Annotated in this window: 20 protein-coding genes and 2 tRNA genes; 10 read left to right on the plus strand and 12 right to left on the minus strand. The window is 52.9% G+C overall.

Translation table 11 applies throughout. The features are described from left to right. The 5 genes from tssL to ACMWL8_RS05515 all read right to left on the minus strand — a co-directional run bounded on the left by tssL (position 1) and on the right by ACMWL8_RS05515 (position 4,862). On the minus strand, positions 1–654 hold the full coding sequence (gene tssL / locus ACMWL8_RS05495; protein ID WP_045259657.1) for a type VI secretion system protein TssL, short form: 654 nt from the start codon (positions 652–654) through the stop codon (positions 1–3). Continuing rightward, positions 651–1,988 carry a type VI secretion system baseplate subunit TssK gene (gene tssK / locus ACMWL8_RS05500; RefSeq protein WP_045259656.1) on the minus strand — a complete coding sequence of 446 codons (1,338 nt, stop codon included), beginning with the start codon at positions 1,986–1,988 and terminating at the stop codon, positions 651–653. The genes tssL and tssK overlap by 4 nt, the downstream gene beginning before the upstream one ends. Positions 1,989–2,006: 18 nt before the next feature. After that, positions 2,007–3,551 (minus strand): type VI secretion system contractile sheath large subunit, encoded by a 1,545-nt coding sequence (gene tssC, locus ACMWL8_RS05505; protein ID WP_045259655.1) that lies wholly within the window; start codon positions 3,549–3,551, stop codon positions 2,007–2,009. A 32-nt stretch (positions 3,552–3,583) separates the two neighbouring features. Beyond that, positions 3,584–4,081 (minus strand): type VI secretion system contractile sheath small subunit, encoded by a 498-nt coding sequence (gene tssB, locus ACMWL8_RS05510; RefSeq protein WP_041908834.1) that lies wholly within the window; start codon positions 4,079–4,081, stop codon positions 3,584–3,586. A 643-nt stretch (positions 4,082–4,724) separates the two neighbouring features. Further along, positions 4,725–4,862 carry a hypothetical protein gene (locus ACMWL8_RS05515; RefSeq protein ID WP_162196518.1) on the minus strand — a complete coding sequence of 46 codons (138 nt, stop codon included), beginning with the start codon at positions 4,860–4,862 and terminating at the stop codon, positions 4,725–4,727. A gap of 12 nt (positions 4,863–4,874) precedes the next feature. Between ACMWL8_RS05515 and lpxP the strand changes: the two genes are divergently transcribed. Next, a complete protein-coding gene (gene lpxP, locus ACMWL8_RS05520) occupies positions 4,875–5,795 on the plus strand; it encodes a kdo(2)-lipid IV(A) palmitoleoyltransferase (RefSeq protein ID WP_120266850.1) in 921 nt (306 codons plus the stop codon). 358 nt (positions 5,796–6,153) lie between these two features. Beyond that, the gene (gene ypdK, locus ACMWL8_RS05525; protein ID WP_099458937.1) at positions 6,154–6,225 is read left to right on the plus strand and encodes a membrane protein YpdK; all 72 of its coding nucleotides are present in this window, start codon (positions 6,154–6,156) and stop codon (positions 6,223–6,225) included. A 50-nt stretch (positions 6,226–6,275) separates the two neighbouring features. On the opposite strand, the gene alaC is transcribed toward ypdK, so the two are convergent. Beyond that, positions 6,276–7,514, minus strand: a complete 1,239-nt coding sequence (gene alaC / locus ACMWL8_RS05530) for an alanine transaminase (protein ID WP_028013978.1) — start codon at positions 7,512–7,514, stop codon at positions 6,276–6,278. Positions 7,515–7,900: 386 nt separating this feature from the next. Here alaC and ACMWL8_RS05535 point away from each other — a divergent pair, with 386 nt between their 5' ends. After that, complete coding sequence (locus ACMWL8_RS05535) at positions 7,901–9,607, plus strand: sensor histidine kinase (protein ID WP_041908832.1); 1,707 nt, start codon at positions 7,901–7,903, stop codon at positions 9,605–9,607. Position 9,608: 1 nt separating this feature from the next. Next, on the plus strand, positions 9,609–10,340 hold the full coding sequence (locus ACMWL8_RS05540; RefSeq protein ID WP_028013980.1) for a LytR/AlgR family response regulator transcription factor: 732 nt from the start codon (positions 9,609–9,611) through the stop codon (positions 10,338–10,340). A 38-nt stretch (positions 10,341–10,378) separates the two neighbouring features. On the opposite strand, the gene glk is transcribed toward ACMWL8_RS05540, so the two are convergent. After that, the gene (gene glk / locus ACMWL8_RS05545) at positions 10,379–11,344 is read right to left on the minus strand and encodes a glucokinase (protein WP_028013981.1); all 966 of its coding nucleotides are present in this window, start codon (positions 11,342–11,344) and stop codon (positions 10,379–10,381) included. Between the two features lie 205 nt (positions 11,345–11,549). Between glk and ACMWL8_RS05550 the strand changes: the two genes are divergently transcribed. After that, positions 11,550–12,785: an ion channel protein gene (locus ACMWL8_RS05550; protein WP_041908826.1), complete on the plus strand. Its 1,236-nt coding sequence runs from the start codon at positions 11,550–11,552 to the stop codon at positions 12,783–12,785. Here the strand turns inward: ACMWL8_RS05550 and ipdC are convergent, their stop codons facing one another. After that, on the minus strand, positions 12,786–14,444 hold the full coding sequence (gene ipdC, locus ACMWL8_RS05555; RefSeq protein WP_414751573.1) for an indolepyruvate decarboxylase: 1,659 nt from the start codon (positions 14,442–14,444) through the stop codon (positions 12,786–12,788). Between the two features lie 185 nt (positions 14,445–14,629). On the opposite strand from ipdC, the gene mgrA reads away from it, so the two are divergent. Beyond that, positions 14,630–15,628: an L-glyceraldehyde 3-phosphate reductase gene (gene mgrA / locus ACMWL8_RS05560; protein WP_045259652.1), complete on the plus strand. Its 999-nt coding sequence runs from the start codon at positions 14,630–14,632 to the stop codon at positions 15,626–15,628. A 127-nt stretch (positions 15,629–15,755) separates the two neighbouring features. Further along, entirely contained in the window at positions 15,756–16,094 is a 339-nt protein-coding gene (locus tag ACMWL8_RS05565) for a DUF2502 domain-containing protein (RefSeq protein ID WP_041908820.1), read from the plus strand. 31 nt (positions 16,095–16,125) lie between these two features. On the opposite strand, the gene ACMWL8_RS05570 is transcribed toward ACMWL8_RS05565, so the two are convergent. After that, a complete protein-coding gene (locus ACMWL8_RS05570; RefSeq protein ID WP_045259651.1) occupies positions 16,126–17,364 on the minus strand; it encodes an Nramp family divalent metal transporter in 1,239 nt (412 codons plus the stop codon). 346 nt (positions 17,365–17,710) lie between these two features. On the opposite strand from ACMWL8_RS05570, the gene ACMWL8_RS05575 reads away from it, so the two are divergent. Next, positions 17,711–18,898: a NupC/NupG family nucleoside CNT transporter gene (locus tag ACMWL8_RS05575; RefSeq protein WP_008501591.1), complete on the plus strand. Its 1,188-nt coding sequence runs from the start codon at positions 17,711–17,713 to the stop codon at positions 18,896–18,898. Between the two features lie 41 nt (positions 18,899–18,939). Here ACMWL8_RS05575 and ACMWL8_RS05580 read toward each other — a convergent pair whose 3' ends face one another. The 3 genes from ACMWL8_RS05580 to ACMWL8_RS05590 all read right to left on the minus strand — a co-directional run bounded on the left by ACMWL8_RS05580 (position 18,940) and on the right by ACMWL8_RS05590 (position 21,538). Next, positions 18,940–21,129 (minus strand): EAL domain-containing protein, encoded by a 2,190-nt coding sequence (locus ACMWL8_RS05580; RefSeq protein ID WP_045259650.1) that lies wholly within the window; start codon positions 21,127–21,129, stop codon positions 18,940–18,942. A 216-nt stretch (positions 21,130–21,345) separates the two neighbouring features. Beyond that, positions 21,346–21,421 (minus strand) — tRNA-Ala (locus ACMWL8_RS05585). Between the two features lie 41 nt (positions 21,422–21,462). Beyond that, a tRNA-Ala gene (locus ACMWL8_RS05590) sits at positions 21,463–21,538 on the minus strand. Positions 21,539–21,755: 217 nt separating this feature from the next. Between ACMWL8_RS05590 and ACMWL8_RS05595 the strand changes: the two genes are divergently transcribed. Both ACMWL8_RS05595 and ACMWL8_RS05600 read left to right on the plus strand, forming a co-directional pair. After that, positions 21,756–22,118 carry a YfeC-like transcriptional regulator gene (locus ACMWL8_RS05595; RefSeq protein ID WP_045259649.1) on the plus strand — a complete coding sequence of 121 codons (363 nt, stop codon included), beginning with the start codon at positions 21,756–21,758 and terminating at the stop codon, positions 22,116–22,118. A 1-nt stretch (position 22,119) separates the two neighbouring features. Further along, positions 22,120–22,503, plus strand: a complete 384-nt coding sequence (locus tag ACMWL8_RS05600; RefSeq protein WP_045259648.1) for a YfeC-like transcriptional regulator — start codon at positions 22,120–22,122, stop codon at positions 22,501–22,503. Positions 22,504–22,546: the final 43 nt, after the last annotated feature.

Consider the following 22,546-nt stretch of genomic DNA (forward strand, 5'->3'; position numbering starts at 1 on the left):
TTACCCCGGCCTGACAATCTGGCTTACCAGCCCGGTAAGCGAAGACGAAAGGAAAAACCAGAGCGCAGTCAGAGCGACGGCGGCCACTACCCAGCTCAACCAGTACCAGCGACGACCGCTACGCAGGCGTGATGCGCGCACAACAATGGGAGCATCCTGTGCCAATGTGAAGGCGGGCACCCGCTCTGCGAGAGCGCGAACAATATCTTCCCGACGCTCATCATCCTGAGCGCGATACTGACCTACGAACCCCAGTTGCAGAGTCCGGTACATACAGGTCAGGACGGCGGTATTAGGGGCAGTTTCTTTCAGCAGGTTGCGGATCCGTTCCCACAGCTCTTCACCAGCATTGAGGGTACCAAAGAAGTGTGCCTGCAGCGGGTCACGGCGCCAGGTCAGGTAGCCATCATCGGTGGTTCCCCGGTTCATCACGCTCTCATCAAGCAGTGCACAAAGGGTATACACCATATGGTCACGGCTGATGTCGCTGTAACCTGCCTCCGTGAGCGCAGCTTTCGCCTCCCGAACCAGACGGCAGGCACGGCGATAGAGCCCTTCCCCGTCACGCACTTCCTGACCACTCCGCAGTTGGCTGGCCATCAGCCAGCCCGGGTAGAAGATATGTTCTATCTGACTGAGTTCAGATTTATTCATGTACGCAGCACCGCAAAGAGTTCGAGATCAACATCCCCCAACGAGCGTGGGGTATAGAAGGTGCAACAGCCCATCTCAAGCATTGCGCGAGCCGCCTCACTGCTCAGATCCAGCGAGAAATACTGGTTCTCAAGGCGCAACGGGATAGCGGCCGGAACATGCGTCAAAGGCTTAATCAGCATCCCACTCAGAGCCACATTCACCACATCCGAAACATCATCGAAGCTGCCCGCTTTACACAACTGCGGGAATTTAGTCTGAAGCTCATGGTTCGGCATGGAGGAGCGTACTGAGAGATAGAAGTCCGCCCCTTCGCGCAGACGTGCGTCGTGCAGGGCACCTTTCCAGATCTGGTCCTGATGCTCCAGGTGGATACTTATTACCCGCGACGGCAGGCTCGCTTCCAGTAGTTTGTCCAGCAGTGCCAGCAGCGGCGGGAATACTCGTTCCGGTGCATCGTGCTGGTAAGCAGGAATATCGCTGGCGTCGTGCTCAAGTGAGAAAGTCAGCAGGCTGCCGGCCAGACGGGTCAGTTCGCGATACAACAGTTCCGGGTGGCGCTCAGGCGTCTGAAGCAGTTCAATCAGCACCGGCTCGGCACTGTTCAGGGCATTCAGCAGCCAGAACAGGGAGACATCCGCGACAGCAAAGTCTGCCATCCGCTCATTGCTTTCACGGCGCATGGCCATCAGGCGACGGCGGCGGACCTGCAGACGAACCAGTAGGTCCCCCAGTTCTGTGGTCAGCCACGGACTTGCAGAAACGGAAAGCATCGGGGGAATGAAAGCAGGATCACGGCCCCACTTCCCCTGAGCATTACGTACCAGACGGGTCACCGGACAGATTAGGTATGCCGTGTTTTCCTGGCTGGACAGACGCAGGGTTAGCGCATTACGTAGAATGGCGAGTTCCCCGCTTTCATGACCAGCAAGTTCCTGCACCACCACACGTTCTGCTTTCCAGCGACGGGGGCGTTCACTGTCCTGTCCATTATCGAGGTTGCCACCACTGGCACTCAGCAGTGGCAATGCGGCAAGCACCTCAACAGCCTCAGCGCCGTTTGCGGCAGACAAATCACAAACCGGCGGAATATTATCCGCCAGGTCCGTATCAACGATTGTGCCATCCTGGAAACGTATGACCAGACGGATGGCATTCAGCCGCGAGAGCGCAAGTGCAGCGTCATCAAACTCTGCTGCAACCACGCCCCAGGGATGAGAAATACCCATCCGGGCGACCATATTGGCAACGTGCTCACTCCAGCGGACCTGCTGCTGGAACTGTTGCGGGGCCAGAGCGGCCCCATCCTCCCAAAGTGGGCGGTAAATTTTCATCCCTGATCACCCCTTGCCTTACGATTTTGCTTTAGGCATCTGTGAAACAAGCGACAAATTGACGTCCATCCCTTCCACCTGGAAGTGCGGGATAGCGTACAATTTCACGCAGAAGAAGCCTGGGTTATCCTCAATATCTTCCACCACCACTTTCGCATCACGCAGTGGATGAGATGCCTGCAGCTCGTCGCCCGGGTCGGTCATTTCGGTCACCAGGCTGCGGACCCAGGTATTCAGTTCCAGCTCCAGCAGTCGGCGATCCTTAGTGGTACCGATGTTTTCGCGCTGAATCAGCTTCAGGTAGTGGGCGATACGCGACAGCAGGAAGATGTACGGAAGACGCGCATTGATGCGGCTGTTCGCCGTTGCATCTGCGGTGTCATACAGCGCCGGTTTCTGCGTGGAGTTAGCCGAGAAGAAGCAGGCGTAGTCGCGGTTTTTGTAGTAGGACAAAGGAATGAAGCCCAGATTCGCGAATTCGAATTCACGGGTTTCAGGAATCATCACTTCGCTCGGGATTTTTACCTGATTGCCAGTACCGAGATCGTACAGATGGATAGGCAGGTCCTGAACCGCACCACCGGCCTGTGGCCCACGGATCTGTACACACCAGCCATTATTGATAAAGCTGCGCACCATGTTGGCGGCAAAGGCAAACGATGCGTTGGTCCACAGGTATTTGTCGTGATCCGGACCTTTCACTTCTTCGACATAATTGAAGCTGCGAACCGGAACGGTATCCGGGCCATACGGCAAACGACCCAGCACGCGCGGCATCACCAGACCGATATAGCGCGCGTCGTCCGTATCGCGGAACGATTTCCACTTGATGTACTCGGCGCGGTCAAAATAGTTACCAATATCTTTAATCGCCGCAACGTCTTCCATTGACTCCTTGAGGAAGAATTTCGGGCCTGCCGAGCCGATAAACGGCATATGTGCCGCAGCAGAGACTTTAGAGATGTTGCGCAGCAGAGCGACATCCTGCGCGGAAGCATCGAACTCGTAAGCGGAAATCAGCGCCGCAATCGGCTCGCCGCCCGGGGTATCATATTCGTCGATGTAGGTGTGTTTATACAGACCACTCTGGATCACCTCCGGACAGTCTTCAAAGTCCTGGCGCAGGTCTTCTTTAGACATACTCAGAAGTTCAATTTTCACATTCTGGCGAAAATCGGTTTTATCCACCAGCGACTTCACACCGCGCCACAGGCTCTCAACCGCCTGAAATTCATCATGGTGCATTACAGCGTCCAGCTGGCGGCTGATCTGAAAATCAAGCTCAGCGATATGGTGATCAATCAGGCTTTTATCCAGTTTTTCGACTTTCGAGCCTGCTTTGGTCAGACACTCCAGAAAGACCTGCATACCTGCAGTCAGACGTTCATCGGCGGTGGCATCCGACATCGCCTGTGCATCTTGCCAGATATCCAGCGCGCTCAGCTCTGAGACCGGGCTAAGATTGATTTTCTCAAACAGGGAAGCGTAAACCCCACCCGCTGCTGGGCGCTCCAGCACCACGCTTTCACCGCCAGTAATATTATTTTGTACAGACATGAGCATTCCTTGATTAATCCGTTAAAACAGCCTGATGGTTACGATTTTTTTGACGCCAGTGCGGATAATTCATTTCGCAACTCAGCGCTAAGCGACTGGTCAAGAACGATTTTTTCCAGCTCTTTTCGGAAAGTCTGGTTGTCCAAAAGGTTGGCTTTCAAATCACGGAGCAAGTTGCGCATCGCCAGCATCGCCTTTAGTTGCGGTATCTGAGCAGCCACCTGCTCTGGCGTGAAATCTTTCATGCTCTGGAAAGTCAGCTGAATGTTGTCCTCACCGCCATCATCAGCCAGCGTATTTTTAACGGTCAGATTAACTTTTGGGGAATATTCGGAAAGAACGCTATCAAAATTGTTCTTCGTGATATTAACCTTTTCGCGCTCAAATATTGGCGCTGTGTCCTGCCCATTACTAAAATCACCCGCAACAAGCAATTTCAATGGTAATTCCATTTTCTTGCTTGCTCCGCCAGTATGCAGGTCAAGCTTTAGGTTAATACGTGCTTTAGGCACTTCATTCTGAAAACTGTCAGCCATCTCATCATCCCTCTTTGGTTTTGCTATGCCAACTTCACGGTATCGCGTTGATGCGCAATCATAGAATAATGATCGACACAAAATCAAATACGCAGATCATTAGCCCGCAATGAGAAATTTCTTAAGAATTTTCTGCTAAACCATTATTGTGTAATGCCCTGCCAAGGCAGAAAAAGAAACTACTCTTTTCGCGCAAACCAAATATTTATATCGTTAAAAGGATCGCAACCAGTGAGATACTAATAAAAACAACTTATTTTGATTTGCATCACGACACTTTGTCAAAAAAGCATGAATTAACTGAAAGAAGCTATTGAGGAACGTAAAAGAAGAAGAAACGAAAAAGTATGAAAAGTGAATATTTTATTGATGGCATGAATAATAAATGAGATTTTTCCTCATGAAAATTCTTATTTATTATATGTAGTAAAAAATTCATTTCCGGATACTTAACGAGTCGTCAATCATTAATACCGTGCTTGTTCGTGAATTGATTTTATCCTTGCACAAAGGCTTCTGCTCGCCGCGCAAGAAGGAGGGATGCTCTCAATGCGGCTGTTTATAAAATCTGTAAAATCAAACACCTCCTGGATCGTCGCTTTTTTAATCAAAAACGAGTCATAGCACATAACGTATAACGGTGCTACATTACGCCGCCCACCCAAATCAGCAGTGGCCAGGTAACGCCGTAAAGTTCGGTAAAGCCTGCAACCATCACCTTGAAGAACGGTCTTATCGGCACGTCGTATCGCACACGCTGCGCTACCTTTACAGGCTTCACATAGGTTTCACTATTTTGTCTCAATCCAAATTTGAACGTGCGTTTTTACACCCGCGTTACTGGTTTACATGGTTTGGTCTTGGCGTTCTCTGGCTGCTGGTACAACTCCCCTACCCTGTGCTGCGTATGCTGGGGTCGAAACTGGGCAGCGCATCCCGCTATTTCCTGAAGCGTCGCGAATCTATCGCGCGTAAAAACATCGAGCTTTGCTTTCCTCAGTACAATGCTGAAGAGCGCGAAAAACTGATCTCTGAAAACTTTAAATCCATCGGCATGGCGCTGCTTGAAACCGGCATGGCCTGGTTCTGGCCGGATGAACGCGTCCGCAAATGGTTTGATGTAGAAGGACTGGACAACCTTAAACGCGCTCAGCTGCAAAAACGCGGCGTGATGGTTGTTGGCGTGCACTTTATGTCCCTGGAGCTTGGCGGGCGCGTGATGGGCCTTTGTCAGCCAATGATGGCAACCTACAGACCGCACAATAGTGCACTGATGGAGTGGGTTCAGACGCGAGGCCGCATGCGTTCCAATAAAGCGATGATCAGCCGTAACAACCTGCGCGGTATGGTTGGCGCCCTGAAGAAAGGTGAGGCCGTCTGGTTCGCTCCTGACCAGGATTACGGACGCAAAGGCAGCAGCTTTGCCCCCTTCTTTGCCGTGAAGGATGTAGCGACGACCAACGGGACTTTCGTCATTTCGCGTTTGTCAGGTGCCTCCATGCTGACCGTGACGATGGTGAGAAAAGCGGATAAGTCAGGCTACCGTCTGCACATCTCTCCGGAAATGGCTAACTATCCGGAAAACGAGTGTGAAGCGGCAGCGTTTATCAATAAGGTCATCGAAACTGAAATCATGCGCGCACCGGAGCAATATCTCTGGATGCATCGCCGTTTCAAAACGCGTCCTCTTGGCGAAGCCTCCCTCTATATTTAAGCCCTGCATGAAGGTTAGTTTCGCTAAGAAACTAGCCTTTTCAATCACCTGTCATCTCACTGCAAAACCGTCTTTGATGGCGTCGCCCAAAGTGAATTTATTGCGTTGTGAAATCAAACTGTCGCCGTTCCACGACACTCGTAAGTGGCGGAAATTATTTAAAAAAATCCCTCTTGTCACCCCTCATTTTTAAGCGTACATTAGCGCCGTCTGGCACCAGGAAAGCACAGAATTCTGAGCGGGAGTCTTCGGCGTAACGGGAAAATTCTCATTTCTGTTCAGCCGGGATTTCAGTTCTCTATAATCAGTTGGACTCTGTTTTTAAATGCGTACCACAAGATACGCGGAGCGATGAAACGTGAAATATTTCTTTATGGGCATTTCGGTGATCGTTTTAGTCTGGGCCGGAACCTTTGCCCTGATGATCTAGTGAGAACATGCAGTCAAAAAAACAGGAGCCATTTGGCTCCTGTTTTTTTGTCATGAGGACACGGGGTTTTCAGCAACGCTCTTTGCTGAGAGCAGGCCATCGGCCCGGAACATACTCTTGATGCCCCTCACCGCCTGACGAATACGGTCGCTGTTTTCGATTAAAGCAAAGCGCACGTGGGTGTCGCCATAATCACCAAAGCCGATGCCCGGGGACACACACACCTTCGCGTCCTGCAGCAGCTTTTTAGCGAACTCCAGCGAACCCATCGCTGCGTACGGTTCCGGAATTTTCGCCCAGACGTACATGGACGCTTTCGGCATCTCCACCATCCAGCCAGCCTCATGTAACCCTTTTACGAGTACGTCGCGGCGGCGTTTATACTGAGCAGCAATGTCGTGAACGCACTGCTGATCGCCCTCCAGAGCGGCAATAGCGGCAACCTGCAGCGGCGTGAAGGTACCGTAATCGTGATAACTCTTGATGCGCGCCAGTGCACTTACCAGCGTTTTGTTACCCACCATAAAGCCAATACGCCAGCCCGCCATGTTGTAGCTTTTCGACAGGGTAAAGAACTCCACCGCCACGTCACGCGCGCCCGGAACCTGCATTATCGACGGGGCTTTCCAGCCGTCATAGACGATATCGGCGTAGGCTAAATCATGAACCACCAGCACGTCATAACGCTTGGCCAGAGCGACAACTTTCTCGAAGAAATCAAGCTCCACGCACTGGGCCGTTGGGTTCGACGGGAAACCGAGGATCATCATCTTGGGTTTCGGGTAGCTTTCGCGAATGGCACGTTCCAGTTCGTTAAAGAAATCGACACCTTCCACCAGCGGAACAGAGCGCACCTGCGCCCCGGCAATCACCGCGCCATAGATATGGATTGGGTAACTTGGATTGGGTACCAGCACCGTATCACCGTGATCCAGCGTGGCCAGCATCAGATGTGCCAGCCCTTCTTTCGAGCCGATGGTGACAATCGCCTCACTTTCAGGATCGATATCAACCTGATAACGATCCTGATACCAGCGCGAGATCGCGCGACGTAATCTGGGAATACCGCGCGAGGTTGAGTAGCCGTGCGTATCCGGGCGCTGGGCAACCGTGCAGAGCTTTTCAACGATATGCGGTGGCGTTGGGCCGTCAGGGTTACCCATGCTGAAATCGATAATATCTTCGCCGCGCCGACGCGCAGCCATCTTCAGTTCAGCAGTGATATTGAAAACATAAGGGGGGAGACGATCGATACGCGTAAAACGGCGTTCAGGACTGAATTCAGCCATAGATTCCTCAGATTAACGTTAGCGCCCGGACCGTCCGAGCGACGCTGCCACCGATGTGGCGTGCTTAGAAAATAACCTGAAAAAAATCACGCTGTCGAGAGGGAAATGAAAAAAAAGCGCCCGCGTGAAAACCGGAACACTGCAATACATGAAAGTTAAAGCAGGGTTCTGATATTGGCTTTCCGTTAGCTGTTATTTAACATAATGATATCAAAACAGTTACCTGGTGATTTGGCGCTGAGAAAAAATCGGGTAGCATCAATCCTCACCTGACAATCCCCTTTGTAAATTATGGTTTTTCCTCATTTGATAAACCCGACGGATAGCTGGTCAATACGCCCCAGGTTTTTTATCATGGTTCTTTCCCGTTTGCCCAGGTCTGCTCCGTGCACGAGATATTCACTATGCTGCTGGCGGTTTTTGACCGTGCGGCATTAATGCTGATTTGCCTGTTCTTCCTGATTCGCATTCGCCTGTTTCGCGAGCTTTTGCATAAATCCGCACACTCGCCGAAAGAGCTGCTGGCGGTTACCGCCATCTTTTCCCTGTTCGCACTGTTCAGCACCTGGTCCGGGGTGCCGGTAGAGGGTTCGCTGGTTAACGTGCGCATTATCGCCGTCATGTCCGGCGGAATTTTGTTTGGCCCGTGGGTGGGTGTCATCACCGGCGTGATTGCCGGGACCCATCGCTACCTGATTGATATCGGTGGCGTAACGGCAGTGCCATGCTTTATCACCAGCATTATCGCCGGGGTGCTTTCCGGCTGGATCGGCCGCAAGATCCCCAAAAAACAGCGCTGGCGCGCCGGGATTGCTGCGGGCATGGTGTGCGAAACGCTGACCATGATCCTGGTCGTCGTCTGGGCCCCCACCACCGCGCTGGGGCTGGATATCGTCTCGAAAATCGGTATTCCCATGATCCTGGGCAGCGTCTGCATCGGTTTTATCGTGTTGCTGGTGCAGAGCGTTGAAGGGGAAAAAGAAGCCAGCGCCGCCCGTCAGGCCAAGCTGGCGCTGGATATTGCCAACAAAACGCTGCCGCTCTTTCGCCACGTTAACGCGGAGTCGCTGCGCCAGGTCTGCGAGATTATCCGCCACGACATTCACGCTGACGCCGTCGCCATCACCAATATCGACCACGTGCTGGCCTACGTAGGCGTCGGGGAGCACAACTATCGCGACAGTGATGACACCATTAGTCCGACCACCAGACAGGCGATTAACTACGGAAAAATCATCATTAAAAACAATGATGAAGCTCACCGAACGCCGGAAATTCACTCGATGCTGGTGATCCCGCTATGGGAAAAAGGCGTTGTGACGGGCACGCTGAAAATTTATTACTGCCACGCGCATCAGATCACCTCCACGCTGCAGGAGATGGCCATTGGCCTGTCGCAGATTATCTCTACTCAGCTTGAGGTCTCTCGGGCAGAACAGCTGCGTGAGATGGCAAATAAGGCAGAGTTGCGCGCGCTGCAGAGCAAAATTAATCCTCATTTCCTGTTTAACGCGCTCAACGCTATCTCCTCTTCCATTCGTTTGAATCCGGACACCGCGCGCCAGCTGATTTTTAACCTGTCGCGCTATCTGCGCTACAACATCGAACTGAAAGATGACGAGCAGATAGACATTAAAAAAGAGCTTTATCAGATCAAAGACTATATCGCGATTGAGCAGGCGCGCTTTGGCGACAAGCTCACGGTGATTTACGATATTGATGAAGAGGTCAACTGCGTGATCCCGAGCCTGCTGATCCAGCCGCTGGTTGAAAACGCGATTGTTCACGGTATTCAGCCCTGTAAAGGCAAAGGGGTGGTCACCATCAGCATCACCGAAAGCGGCAACCGGGTGCGAATTGCGGTGCGCGATACCGGCCACGGGATTGACCCAAAAGTCATTGAGCGCGTGGAGTCTAACGAGATGCCCGGGAATAAAATCGGGCTGCTGAACGTGCACCACAGAGTCAAGCTTCTCTACGGCGACGGGCTGCATATTCATCGTCTTGAACCAGGCACTGAAATCGCTTTTTACGTCCCGAATGAGCGCTCCCCTGTTCATGCGGCGACATCTTTATTACCTCAGGGTGAGTAATATGAAAGTCATCATCGTTGAAGATGAATTCCTGGCTCAACAGGAACTAACCTGGCTTATCAAAACCCACAGCCAGATGGAGATTGTGGGTACGTTTGATGATGGTCTGGACGTGCTGAAGTTTCTGCAGCATAACCGGGTTGACGCAATTTTTCTGGATATCAATATTCCCTCGCTGGACGGCGTGCTGCTGGCGCAAAATATCAATCAGTTTGCCCATAAGCCGTTTATTGTGTTCGTTACCGCATGGAAAGAGCATGCCGTAGAAGCCTTCGAGCTGGAGGCATTTGACTATATTCTGAAGCCTTACCAGGAGTCGCGAATTGTCAGCATGCTGCAAAAGCTGGAGGCCGCATGGCAGCAACAGAGCGCTCCGGCTACCGCCAGCCCGACGATACGGGAAAACGACACCATTAATCTGGTCAAAGATGAGCGCATCATCGTGACCCCGGTCAACGATATCTACTATGCCGAAGCGCACGAAAAGATGACGTTTGTCTATACGCGGCGGGAATCGTATGTCATGGCGATGAACATTACTGAATTCTGCAGCAAGCTTCCGGCAGCACACTTTTTCCGCTGCCACCGTTCGTTTTGCGTCAATTTAAATAAGATCCGCGAGATCGAACCGTGGTTTAACAACACCTATATTTTGCGCCTGAAGGATTTGGATTTTCAGGTGCCGGTGAGCCGCAGCAAAGTGAAAGAGTTCCGCCAGCTGATGCACCTGTAACGAAAGAGCCCTCTCCCGCGGGAGAGGGTAATGATGCATCAGAGGATTTGGCCGAGAACCTGACGCAGATGGGCACCCGAACCCAGCAGGCCTGGGTTATCATGCACGATGAGATAAACGGGAATGTCCTGTACGTAGCTTCTGAAACGCCCTTTATCTTCAAACCCGCCGCGGAAACCGGAGGCTTTAAAGAAGTCGAGGAAGCGCGGCACGATCCCGCCCGCAATATAGACCCCGCCAAAGGTGCCCAGCGTCAGCGCCAGGTTGCCGCCGAACCGTCCCATAATGACGCAGAACAGCGAAAGAGCGCGACGGCAGTCGATGCAGCTGTCCGCCAGCGCGCGTTCAGTGACGTCTTTCGGCTGCAGGTTTTCCGGCAGACGACCGTCCGATTTCACAATCGCACGATACAGGTTCACCAGCCCCGGTCCTGACAGGACGCGCTCGGCGGAAACGTGGCCGATCTCCGCGCGTAACTCTTCGAGGATAATGCCCTCTTCTTCGCTGTTTGGCGCAAAGTCCACATGGCCGCCTTCACCCGGCAGGCTCACCCAGCGCTGAGCAACATGCACCAGGTGCGACACGCCCAGGCCGGTACCGGCGCCGTAAACCGCAATCGGCTTGCCTTCGACCGGTTCAGCGCCGCCAAACTGAATCAGGTGCTCCGGCTTCAGCATCGGGATCGCCATGGACACCGCGGTGAAGTCATTGATGATTTCCAGATGCGCAAAACCGAGATTCTTTTTCATCTCTGCGATGGAGAATGCCCAGGTATGGTTGGTCATTGCGACCCAGTCGCCGGTTATCGGGCAGGCAATGGCGATGCAGCCGTCTTCGACGCTCACCTGATGCTCTTCCAGATAGACGCGAACAACGGCCTCAAGGCTTGGGTAATCCAGCCCTGAGTAGGTCTTCGCCCGAGAAATTTCACCGCTACTTACATCGCATAATGCGAGACGCGCGTTCGTGCCGCCCACATCGCCTACCAAAGCATACTTTGTCATTCTTCTACTGCTCCGCTAAAGTCAGAATAAATCTTTCGGACACTGTAAATTCAAGGCGTGATAACAACAACGACCGGAAGGTGAATGCCCGTGGATTATCGATCTTCGTCACAGAATAACTTTACCGTTTCAGCACCTTTTGCACTATTGCCATAAGGCTTAATATGCAAAGTAACGTCATTGCATTTTGTACAAGGAAATCATCATGCTCCACCCGCGAGCCAGAACCATGCTGTTGCTGGCAATTCCGGCGCTGATCATTGGCGTGGCCTCAAGCCTGGTCCTTATCGTCGTGATGAAAATCGCGTCGGTGCTGCAAACTCTCTTATGGACAGCGCTTCCTGCAAAACTGGGGGTCACCGCGGATTCTTCGGCGTGGATCATCCTGATGCTGACGTTAACCGGTATTGCGGTGGGTCTGGCGATCCGTTTCAGTCCCGGCCACGCCGGACCGGACCCAGCGCTGGAACCCCTGATTGGCGCCCCGGTTCCCCCCTCTGCACTGCCGGGGCTGATCGTCGCGTTGATCGTGGGCCTGGCGGGCGGCGTCAGCCTGGGTCCCGAGCATCCGATTATGGCAGTGAATATTGGCCTGGCGGTGTTCCTCGGCGCACGCATTCTGCCTCGCGTCGGCGCGCTGGACTGGACCATCCTCGCCTCCGCAGGCACCATCGGGGCGCTTTTTGGCACGCCTGTCGCTGCTGCCCTGATCTTTTCTCAGACGTTGGCCAGTGATAACGACGTCCCGCTCTGGGATAAACTGTTCGCTCCGCTGATGGCCGCGGCTGCCGGCGCGCTGACGACAAGCCTGTTTTTCCATCCCCATTTTTCCCTCTCTCTGCCGCACTACGGAGAGATGCGGATTGCAGATATATTCAGCGGCGCCATCGTCGTCGCGATCGCCATCGCGCTGGGCATGGTGGCGGTATGGTGTCTTCCGCGCCTGCACCGGCTAGTGCATAAACTCAAACATCCGGTATTGATTCTGGGAACAGGGGGGCTAATCCTCGGCGTTTTAGGGGCAATTGGCGGAACGGTGACCCTGTTCAAAGGTCTGGACGAGATGCAGCAGCTGGCCTTCAGCCAGGTATTTAGCGTGTCCGATTACCTGTTGTTTGCCGTCATCAAGCTGGCGGCGCTTGTCGTTGCTGCAGCGTGCGGTTTCCGCGGCGGGCGTATCTTCCCGGCGGTGTTTGTCGGCGTGGCGCTGGGGCTGATGCTGCACGAGCATGTCGACGCGGTTCCGGCGGCGATTACCGTATCCTGCTCTATTCTGGGGCTGGTACTGGTGGTGACGCGCGATGCATGGCTGAGCCTGTTTATGGCGGCGGTGGTGGTGCCGGATTCGACGCTATTCCCGCTGCTCTGCATCGTGATGTTGCCCGCCTGGCTCCTGCTGGCGGGCAAACCGATGATGATGGCCTGGCGAAACGACAAATAATCAGGCGCTATTGCGCGCTTCCAGCGCTTTGGTAATCGCTCCCAGCAGCGGCGGGATATCCGCTTTTGGCAGCATCACCTCAATTAGCGAGAGCCGCTCGTGGTGCGCCACTTTTTCCAGCACGTCCGCGAGCTGCTCCGCTTCACTGACTTGCCAGCACTGGGCCTGAGGATCGAGGCTCAGGGCCTGCGGGATTTGCGTCCAGTTCCATAGCGCAATGTCATTGTAACGCTGTTCCGGCCCGTGAATTGCCCTTTCAACCGTGTATCCTTCGTTGTTGAGCACCAGAATGATGGGATGTTGTTTATCACGCAACATTGACCCGAGCTCCTGAATGGTCAGCTGTGCCGCGCCATCCCCCGTCAGCACAATCATCCGCCGGTTCGGGCATGCCGTTTGCGCACCGAACCCCGCGGCCAGGGTGTAGCCGATCGAGCCCCACAGCGGCTGGACGATAAAATTCACGTCGGCAGGCAAACGCAGGTCAATCGCGCCGAAGGCCGAGGTGCCCTGATCGGCCAGGATGATGTCTCCCGGGCGAATAAACGTTTGCAGCGTTTGCCAGAAATTCTCCTGCGTAAGTGAGCCGTCCGGCTGAGGGAAATTCATCGCGCTGTGCGATGCCGGAACAGGCTTATCGTGAATATGCTGTTTGCACAGCTCCAGCAGCGCTTCAATGGCCTGGGCCATCGGGATGCCGGTAAACCAGATATCGCCGACGCGGGCGGCATGAGGCTGGACTTCTATCGTCTGTGCAGGCGTTAACTGATGGGTAAACCCGGCCGTCAGTGTATCGGTAAAACGCGTGCCGATGCACAGCACCGTATCCGCCCCCTCTATCGCCTCTTTTACCGGACCGGCACTGGCCGAACCGCTGTAGGTACCGTAAAAACCGGCGTTACGTTCGTCGAAAATGCCTTTGCCCATCAGCATCGTGGCATGCGCCATCGGCACATCCTTCACCCACTTCTGCAGCGCGTGCTTCAGCCCATGGCGCAGGACAAGAAAATCCGCTAACAGCGCGGTACGTTTACTCGCTGCCAGTTGACGCTCCGCAGCATCCCGGAACGCTTTCAGGCAGGCGCTATCGGCATGGGCATGCCGGAGCGTGAGAGCGTTTACAGGCGGCGTAGCGGCTTTTTTTGCCACATCGGCAGGTAACATCAAATAGCCGGGGCGACGTTCCCGGAGCATCGTCGTCAGTACCCGGTCGATTTCATAACAGGCGTTTTGTTCGGTCAGGATCGCCTGTGCAACGGTGATCGGCTCGCTCATATGGTAAAAATGACGGAACTCACCATCGCCCAGCGTATGGTGCAGCAGTTCCCCCCTTTGCTGAGACGCCATCCCCGGCGCGCCAACAATATGCAGCACCGGAACGTGCTCGGCATAGCTGCCCGCAATGCCGTTCATGGCACTTAATTCTCCGACGCCAAACGTCGTCAGCAGCGCGGCGAAGCCCTTACAGCGGGCATATCCGTCAGCGGCATAAGAGGCGTTTAACTCGTTGGCACAGCCCACCCAGCAGATATCCGGGCTGTCTATTACGTGGTCGAGAAACTGCAGGTTATAGTCGCCTGGCACGCCAAACAGATGATCGGCTCCACAATCTGTAAGACGGTCCAGCAGGTAATCGGCGACGCAGTACGGGGTACGCATAAACAGGTATCCTTCTGATGTTGACCTCACTTTGAGTATTAAATAAGCGTGATGGCTGTCCAGAATTGGCGATAAGAAGGATATGGAAAGAATGCTTTACAAAAAATGCTGGGTTATGCTGCTTTTTTTCACGTTAATGTAAACGTATACACTGATTTTTCTCTTCAGCACGAGAGGTCATACGAATGGGTTATCAGCCGGACAAAAATCGTTATCAGACAATGGAGTATCGCCGCTGTGGACAAAGCGGACTCAGGTTGCCCGCGGTCTCGCTGGGGCTGTGGCATAACTTTGGTGACGCCACGCTTATCGAAAATAGCCGTCAACTTTTACAGCGCGCGTTCGATCTGGGTATTACGCATTTCGACCTTGCCAATAACTATGGTCCCCCGCCGGGGTCCGCCGAGCGTAATTTCGGCCGTATTTTGCAGGAGGATTTCCTGCCCTGGCGCGATGAGCTGATCGTCTCCACCAAAGCGGGATATACCATGTGGGACGGCCCTTACGGCGACTGGGGATCGCGCAAATATCTGCTGGCAAGCCTCGATCAAAGCCTGAAGCGCATGGGGCTGGAATATGTCGATATCTTCTATCATCACCGTCCGGATCCGGAAACGCCGCTGCAGGAAACCATGAAAGCGCTTGACCATCTGGTGCGCCAGGGCAAAGCCCTGTATGTCGGGTTATCCAACTATCCTGCCGAGCTGGCGCGAAAAGCGATTGATATCCTGAATGACCTGGGCACGCCCTGTCTGATCCACCAGCCGAAATACTCGATGTTCGAACGTGCGCCGGAAGAGGGTTTGCTGGATGTTCTGCAGGAAAAAGGGGTCGGCTGTATTCCCTTCTCGCCGCTGGCAGGGGGACAGTTGACCAACCGGTATCTTAACGGTATTCCCGCCGATTCCCGTGCGGCAAGCGGCAGTCAATTCCTTAACCCGGAACAGATCACCGAAGGGAAGCTTGAGAAGGTGCGCCAGCTAAACGCCCTGGCAGAAAGCCGCGGCCAGAAACTCTCGCAGATGGCGCTTGCCTGGGTGTTACGCCATGAGGAGGTCACGTCGGTGCTGATTGGGGCCAGCAAAACGGCTCAGATTGATGATGCCGTGGGAATGCTGGAAAACCGCCAGTTTACCGCAGAAGAACTTTCTCTAATTGACCAGATCCTGAGTAGTTCAAAATAAAACCACTTTTAGCAAAAAGTGCTCTCCCTCGGGAATTCGGAGTTGAGGCGATGAAACGAGCCTTTACCAACTCGTAATATTGCGTTAACAGGCCCCACGAAGGCCCCGATCGTGAAGGAGAAAGAGTATGTTCAGGTCACTGATTCTTGCAGCGGTATTACTGGCTTCAGCCCCGCTGGTCGCCACTGCGGGCGAAATCACCCTGTTGCCATCAGTAAAATTACAAATTGGCGATCGTGACGACTACGGCAGATACTGGGACGGTGGCTACTGGCGCGACCGTGATTACTGGCATCGTCACTATGAGTGGCGCGGCGATCGCTGGTGGAAACATGACAACGGCAGACACCGCGGCTGGTATAAAGACAACGCCTATGAGCGCGGTTACCGTGAAGGCTGGCGGGATCGTGACGACCGTCGCGGCTGGGGTCGCGGCAAAGGTCATGGTCACGGCCATCATCATTAATCCAAAAGGAGCCCCTGCGGCTCCTTTTTTGTTAAAGACCCAGCGCGGTTCCCACCAACAACCACAAGTTCAGCGCCACGACGACCAGCACGATGGCCCACCCGGTCCGTTTCACCAGCGTCGAGTTGACCAGTTCCCCCATCAGGGTTTTGTCGCTGGTAAAGATCAGCAGCGGCACCAGCGCCAGGGCGATACCAAAGCTCAGCAGCACCTGGCTCATCACCAGAATTCGCGTTGGATCGAGCCCCATCAGAATCACGATAAACGACGGAAGCATGGTGATAAAACGACGCACCCACAATGGAATATGGAAGCGAACAAATCCCTGCATCACCACCTGCCCTGCCAGCGTCCCTACTACCGTGGAAGAGAGGCCGGCTGCGACCAGGCTCAGACCAAATATCGTGGCAGCAGCATGGCTCAGTAACGGCTCGAGCGTGAGGTAAGCCTGGTCGAGATCGGCGACGCCAGTATGACCGTTAAAGTGGAAAGCGGCGGCTGCGGTGGCCATCATCGCCAGATTCACAAAACCTGCGATGGTCATGGCGATTGCCACATCCCATTTGGTTGCCGAGTAGCGTTCTTTACGCGTCCCGCCGTGCAGATGCTGGGTTAACGAGGAGTGCAAATAAATGACATGCGGCATAATGGTCGCCCCAAGTACCCCGGCGGCCAGGAAAACCGCTTCCGAGGTTGGCAGGCCTGGGATCACCATGCCTTTCGCGAGCTGCGCCAGATTCGGCTGTGAGAAAATCAGCTCGACGATGTACGCCGCAGCAACAAACAACAGCAGGCCACCAATGACCTTCTCCAGCGGTTTTTGACCCCGACGCTGCAGCATCAGGATCAGGAATGTGGCAATCCCGGTCAGCACCGCCCCCTGTAACAGCGACACGCCCAGAATCAGCTTAAAGCCGATCGCCGCCCCGATAAATTCAGCGAGATCGGTTGCCATGGCGATAATTTCCGCCTGAACCCAGTAGAGCCACACCGCCGGACGGGGATAATGGTCGCGAATTTGCTCCGCCAGGTTTTTACCCGTGGCAATCCCCAGTTTTGCAGAGAGCATCTGAATCAGCATCGCCATCAGGTTTGCCCAGACGACCACCCACAGCAGCTTATAGCCGAAACTGGCCCCGGCCTGAATATTGGTCGCAAAATTACCCGGATCGATATAGCCGATGGCAGCAATAAAAGCAGGTCCCATTAATGCGAACCGCAACTTGCGCGCGGCTCTACCACTGCTACCCTCTACGCGACTGTTTGTCATTATCTGCCTCTGGAAATATAGCCTTTGCTATGTTTAATGCTATCAAAATGAGAATGATTATCAAGATCATTTAGAGAGTTTAAAATGATTTCTCTGATAGCTAAGAACAATAGATGGGCAGGTGGTGCGACATCACAGAATGTGAAAATGCGCGGTCATTTGTGAAGCGTAGCACACAAACTTAACTTTTCACTCATTTACCTAACATAACAAAAATGTATTGTGGATCACTAATTTTGAGACTCGTCACAGGATGTAACTATAGTGTGTCCCTGATCTCGTTTTCTTTTCGGTTGTTACATAGAATGTGCACGAAAATTAAACCTGCCTCATATTTGGAGCAAATATGGACCGCGTCCTTCATTTTGTCCTGGCACTTGTTGTCGTTACTGCACTCGCATTGCTGGTCAGCACAGACCGCAAAAAAATTCGTATTCGTTATGTTGTCCAGCTGCTGGTCATTGAAGTTTTACTTGCGTGGTTCTTCCTGAACTCCAACGTAGGCCTCGGCTTCGTGAAAGGCTTCTCCGAAATGTTCGAAAAACTGCTCGGATTCGCCAACGAAGGGACAAACTTTGTCTTCGGTAAAATGAACGACGAAGGTCTGGCATTCTTCTTCCTGAAGGTACTGTGCCCAATCGTCTTCATCTCCGCGCTGATCGGTATTCTGCAGCACATCCGCGTTCTGCCGTTCGTTATTCGTGGCATTGGTTTCCTGTTATCCAAAGTAAACGGCATGGGCAAGCTGGAATCTTTCAACGCCGTAAGTTCCCTGATCCTCGGTCAGTCTGAGAACTTCATCGCGTATAAAGATATCCTCGGCAAAATGTCCCGTAACCGCATGTACACCATGGCGGCAACCGCAATGTCTACCGTTTCCATGTCTATCGTGGGCGCGTACATGACCATGCTGGAGCCAAAATATGTGGTTGCAGCGCTGGTTCTGAATATGTTCAGCACCTTTATCGTTCTGTCGCTGATCAACCCGTATCGTGTTGACGCCAGCGAAGAGAACATCCAGATGTCTAACCTGCACGAAGGTCAGAGCTTCTTCGAAATGCTGGGTGAGTACATCCTGGCCGGTTTCAAAGTAGCGATTATCGTTGCCGCGATGCTGATCGGCTTTATCGCTCTGATCTCCGCACTGAACGCCCTGTTCGCCGCTGTGCTGGGCATCTCCTTCCAGGGCATCCTGGGCTACATTTTCTACCCTGTCGCATGGGTGATGGGTGTTCCAGCTCACGAAGCGCTGCAGGTAGGCAGTATCATGGCGACCAAACTGGTTTCTAACGAATTCGTTGCGATGATGGATCTGCAGAAAATCGCCAGCACGCTCTCTCCACGTGCGGAAGGCATTCTGTCCGTATTCCTGGTCTCCTTCGCGAACTTCTCGTCCATCGGTATTATCGCCGGTGCGATTAAAGGCCTGAACGAAGAACAGGGTAACGTGGTTTCTCGCTTTGGCCTGAAACTGGTTTACGGCTCCACCCTGGTGAGCGTCCTGTCTGCTTCTATCGCTGCGCTGGTGCTGTAACGTTTACCGTAAAAAAACCGGGAGACTTGCTCCCGGTTTTTTTATGCCCGCAATTCTTCCAGCGGTTTGGGTTTGCCTATCAGGTAGCCCTGCAGGTAGTCCACGCCGAAGCGTAGCAGCATCTCCCGCTGCGCTGGCGTCTCAACATATTCGGCCACCACGCACAGTGATTTCGTCTTCGCCAGATTACATATCGACTGGACGATCATTGCGTCCATATCATCAGTACAAATATCTTTCACGAAGCAGCCGTCAATTTTAATGATGTCTGCCTGCAGGCGTCTCAGACGCTCATAGTTGGCGTAGCCGGTTCCAAAATCATCGATGGCAATCCTGAAACCGTAATCCCGCAGCTGCTGAATGTTGTGGATGCTGCAGCCGGAATTGGAGAAGGCCTGCTCTTCGGTGATCTCAATCACGACAGCCTGAGGCGCAACGCCGTACCGTTCAAAGAGCGCACAAATTTCAGTCGCCACCTCATTTTGCATCAGCGTAAGCGGCATCAGATTGACAGAGAAACGGGCGCCAGCCTGCGTCGCTGGGTGATCGCGCAGCCACAGCAGTAATTTCTCCATGACGCACATATCAAACCGGTGGCTGAGGTTGAACTGGGCAATCAGGGGAATAAAACGGTCAGGGGTGATGATCTCGCCCTCGCTCTCCATACGCGCCAGAATTTCGTAATACCCGCTACCGTCCGCCTTCTGGATCGGCTGCGCATACAAATGGAACTGCCCCGCCTCCAGGGCGTGCTTAATCCGCGCCAGCATCAGAACACGCTCCGTTGTTTGTCCTGATGCAGCTTCCAGGCTATTCGTCAGCGCAAGAACGTTGTGCGCTCCGCAGGATTGCTCGGCCAGCCAGCTCAGTTGCCCCAGCGTGTGGTGCAGTTTCTCACCGTTTTCGACCATTCCCCAGGACGCGCCAAATTCGATATCCAGCCCGGTATTGTTCCAGAAAATCTTACGGCTGTTCAGCCGATCAACCATATGCTGGAGGCGCTCGGCCGTTCCCTGCCCAAGCAATACCAGCACCAGCTCGCTTCCCGGCAGCTGGAAAAGCGTCTCATCTTTTTGCAACAGCGGCTGGAGAGAGGACGTGATCATTCGTTTGCAGTGCACCCGCATGAGAATGCCGTAATGGCGGCTCAAAAACTCCAGATTATCCATTCTCAGGCAACACACTTTGGCATCCGGGTGGTCGAGGAGAAAATCTTCCAGCGCACGAATGTTGGGTAATCCGGTCAGCGGATCGGTGAGCGCTCTGTCCTGCCAGCCCTGCTTCAACCATTCGCTTCGCTGATAGATACGCGACATATAAAGCAGGCAGATAGCAAAAGAGATCAGTACCGACAGGATAAAGGAGAGCGAATGGCCCGACTCCACTCCGTTTAGAAAGTTGTAGTTGTAGGTCAACAGCAGAAGCGCAGAGGTGGCCCACAGCAGAGAGATAAGCGCATAGCTCAGACGGCTAATCGCTAACGTAAAGAGAATGAAAATAATCGGCATCAAATAGCCCGCAATAACAGGCGACTCAAAAGGCGCACATAAAATTGCGATGATGGCGATTAACAGCATCAGCCAGACGAATATATATAATGATTTCTTGTGTAAAAACACGGGCTTCACACTTCGCCGCCAGAACTTGATGGCATAACGAGGATTAATAATCATTCTTAACGGATAATAGAACATCATGGTAAAAATCATCGCCGCGCATATCAGGCTTTGAATATCAACAACTTTATAAATTACCGTTCCTTCGCCGAAAAAAGTTGAGATTGTGACCGGAAAATCAAAGAAATAGCCAGCGAGATACATCGACATTTTAATGCCTATCGGCACCATAAAACCGAGCCAAAATATGCGTAACCCAATGTGCCTGTTGGGCATACAGTAGCGCCAGCGCCGGCCCAGCAGAAGGCGCAGAACACCGCAGGCAGCGAATACGGAGAAAGTCTGACAGAACAGTAATACTGAATATTGTAGCGGTGCTAAATTAACGTTAAATATATTAGCAACCATAAAACTTATCAGAATAGGCAGAATACCGCGGCGCCCCAATAACAGCATAATCGCCAGCATAACGCTTAACGGGAGCCACGCTAAATAAACGTCGTGTTCATTAACAATTGCACGCGGGGAGAGATAACGGGAAACGGGAACCGCAATCAGACAGATCGCCAGAGCAATTATAAATATCTTTACATTATTATACGATTTTCTATTCATTAAGCTGGGGGAGATTATTATCCATTCATATCATTGACCGCATGGATAATAGGTTTATTAATTACGCGAATCAAGTTGAAGTCTATTTATAGACTGATTTATTGATTTCGGTTGAGGTGAGATATGGAAAAAAACCATTTTGGCAACAAAATACGTTTAGGGGTGTTACAAAAACATAAAAAAAAACCCTCGTCTTTTGACGAGGGTTTAAAATTTTGGTGGAGCTAAGCGGGATCGAACCGCTGACCTCTTGCATGCCATGCAAGCGCTCTCCCAGCTGAGCTATAGCCCCACATGTGACTTTACTAACCACACTCTGTTGGGTTCAGAGTTTGGTGGAGCTAAGCGGGATCGAACCGCTGACCTCCTGCATGCCATGCAGGCGCTCTCCCAGCTGAGCTATAGCCCCATCGTAAAGCTGTCATGTTGACGGGCGGCATAATATGAATTCCGCCGCGGAGTGTCAACGGCAAAATCAATAGCCGCGGTTCAATCGCCGAAAAATCATGCAAATGAATCACTTTGCGAGCCTGCTCGCAGTCATGAGTTAAGCCTGTCACGTTTTCACGTAAAACGGTGCTATAAAATGAGCCGTTAATTAACCCCACGAATATTCAGGAAATTGCATGATCAAGGAACGAATGACGCCGGAAGAGTTAGCCCTGCTCACTGGCTATAGCCGACAGACCATCAATAAATGGGTACGCAAAGAGGGTTGGATAACGTCGCCCAAGCCCGGTGTCCAGGGGGGTAAAGCGCGCCTGGTGCATGTGAACGAAAAGGTGCGTGACTTTATCCGCAGCGCACGCCGGGCAACGGAAACATCCGCTATGCCTGACGGCATCAGCACTGACGGTTCACTTCATACCCTACTCCTGACGCTGGCCAATGAAATGACGCCGGAAGAGCAGAAGCTGATGACATCGCTGCTATTACGGGAAGGGATTACCGGTTTGTTGCAACGTTTAGGGATTCGCGACCAGAATTAATATGAAAAGACTACGTAGCAAAATGACCACGGAAGAGCTGGCGGAGAATTTGGGTGTTGCCAGACAAACGGTAAATCGCTGGATACGGCAGCAGGGGTGGAAAACCGAAGGACTCAATGGCGTAAAAGGCGGTCGGGCACGGCTCATTCACGTTGATGCACGCGTGAAGGAACATATTATGAGCCTCCCGGCTATCCGTAACCGCCAGGCGGTTTATCATCTGGCTGAGGTAGCCTCATCCTACAATGAACAGCCTTCGCGTCTGCCTCCGGGCATTATCGAAACGCTGGAGAGTATGACTGAGCTTGAACAGCAGCGTCTGGATACCTTACTGAAGCGCGAAGGCATACGCGGTTTTCTTGCTCGTCTGGGTATTGCCGAATAAAAGGCAAAAAAAACGGCAGGATACCCTGCCGTTTTTCTTATAA

Source organism: Enterobacter sp. 04-C-12-SI-ECC (assembly GCF_047530715.1).
GTDB classification, from domain to species: domain Bacteria; phylum Pseudomonadota; class Gammaproteobacteria; order Enterobacterales; family Enterobacteriaceae; genus Enterobacter; species Enterobacter bugandensis.

What these genes read in the sequence shown, in the direction of transcription:
- tssL (WP_045259657.1), bottom strand. Translation starts at nt 654, where the DNA reads ATGAATAAATCTGAACTCAGTCAGATAGAACATATCTTCTACCCGGGC.
- tssK (WP_045259656.1), bottom strand. Translation starts at nt 1,988, where the DNA reads ATGAAAATTTACCGCCCACTTTGGGAGGATGGGGCCGCTCTGGCCCCG.
- tssC (WP_045259655.1), bottom strand. Translation starts at nt 3,551, where the DNA reads ATGCTCATGTCTGTACAAAATAATATTACTGGCGGTGAAAGCGTGGTG.
- tssB (WP_041908834.1), bottom strand. Translation starts at nt 4,081, where the DNA reads ATGGCTGACAGTTTTCAGAATGAAGTGCCTAAAGCACGTATTAACCTA.
- alaC (WP_028013978.1), bottom strand. Translation starts at nt 7,514, where the DNA reads ATGGCTGAATTCAGTCCTGAACGCCGTTTTACGCGTATCGATCGTCTC.
- ACMWL8_RS05540 (WP_028013980.1), top strand. Translation starts at nt 9,609, where the DNA reads ATGAAAGTCATCATCGTTGAAGATGAATTCCTGGCTCAACAGGAACTA.
- glk (WP_028013981.1), bottom strand. Translation starts at nt 11,344, where the DNA reads ATGACAAAGTATGCTTTGGTAGGCGATGTGGGCGGCACGAACGCGCGT.
- ACMWL8_RS05550 (WP_041908826.1), top strand. Translation starts at nt 11,550, where the DNA reads ATGCTCCACCCGCGAGCCAGAACCATGCTGTTGCTGGCAATTCCGGCG.
- ipdC (WP_414751573.1), bottom strand. Translation starts at nt 14,444, where the DNA reads ATGCGTACCCCGTACTGCGTCGCCGATTACCTGCTGGACCGTCTTACA.
- mgrA (WP_045259652.1), top strand. Translation starts at nt 14,630, where the DNA reads ATGGGTTATCAGCCGGACAAAAATCGTTATCAGACAATGGAGTATCGC.
- ACMWL8_RS05565 (WP_041908820.1), top strand. Translation starts at nt 15,756, where the DNA reads ATGTTCAGGTCACTGATTCTTGCAGCGGTATTACTGGCTTCAGCCCCG.
- ACMWL8_RS05570 (WP_045259651.1), bottom strand. Translation starts at nt 17,364, where the DNA reads ATGACAAACAGTCGCGTAGAGGGTAGCAGTGGTAGAGCCGCGCGCAAG.
- ACMWL8_RS05575 (WP_008501591.1), top strand. Translation starts at nt 17,711, where the DNA reads ATGGACCGCGTCCTTCATTTTGTCCTGGCACTTGTTGTCGTTACTGCA.
- ACMWL8_RS05580 (WP_045259650.1), bottom strand. Translation starts at nt 21,129, where the DNA reads ATGAATAGAAAATCGTATAATAATGTAAAGATATTTATAATTGCTCTG.
- ACMWL8_RS05595 (WP_045259649.1), top strand. Translation starts at nt 21,756, where the DNA reads ATGATCAAGGAACGAATGACGCCGGAAGAGTTAGCCCTGCTCACTGGC.
- ACMWL8_RS05600 (WP_045259648.1), top strand. Translation starts at nt 22,120, where the DNA reads ATGAAAAGACTACGTAGCAAAATGACCACGGAAGAGCTGGCGGAGAAT.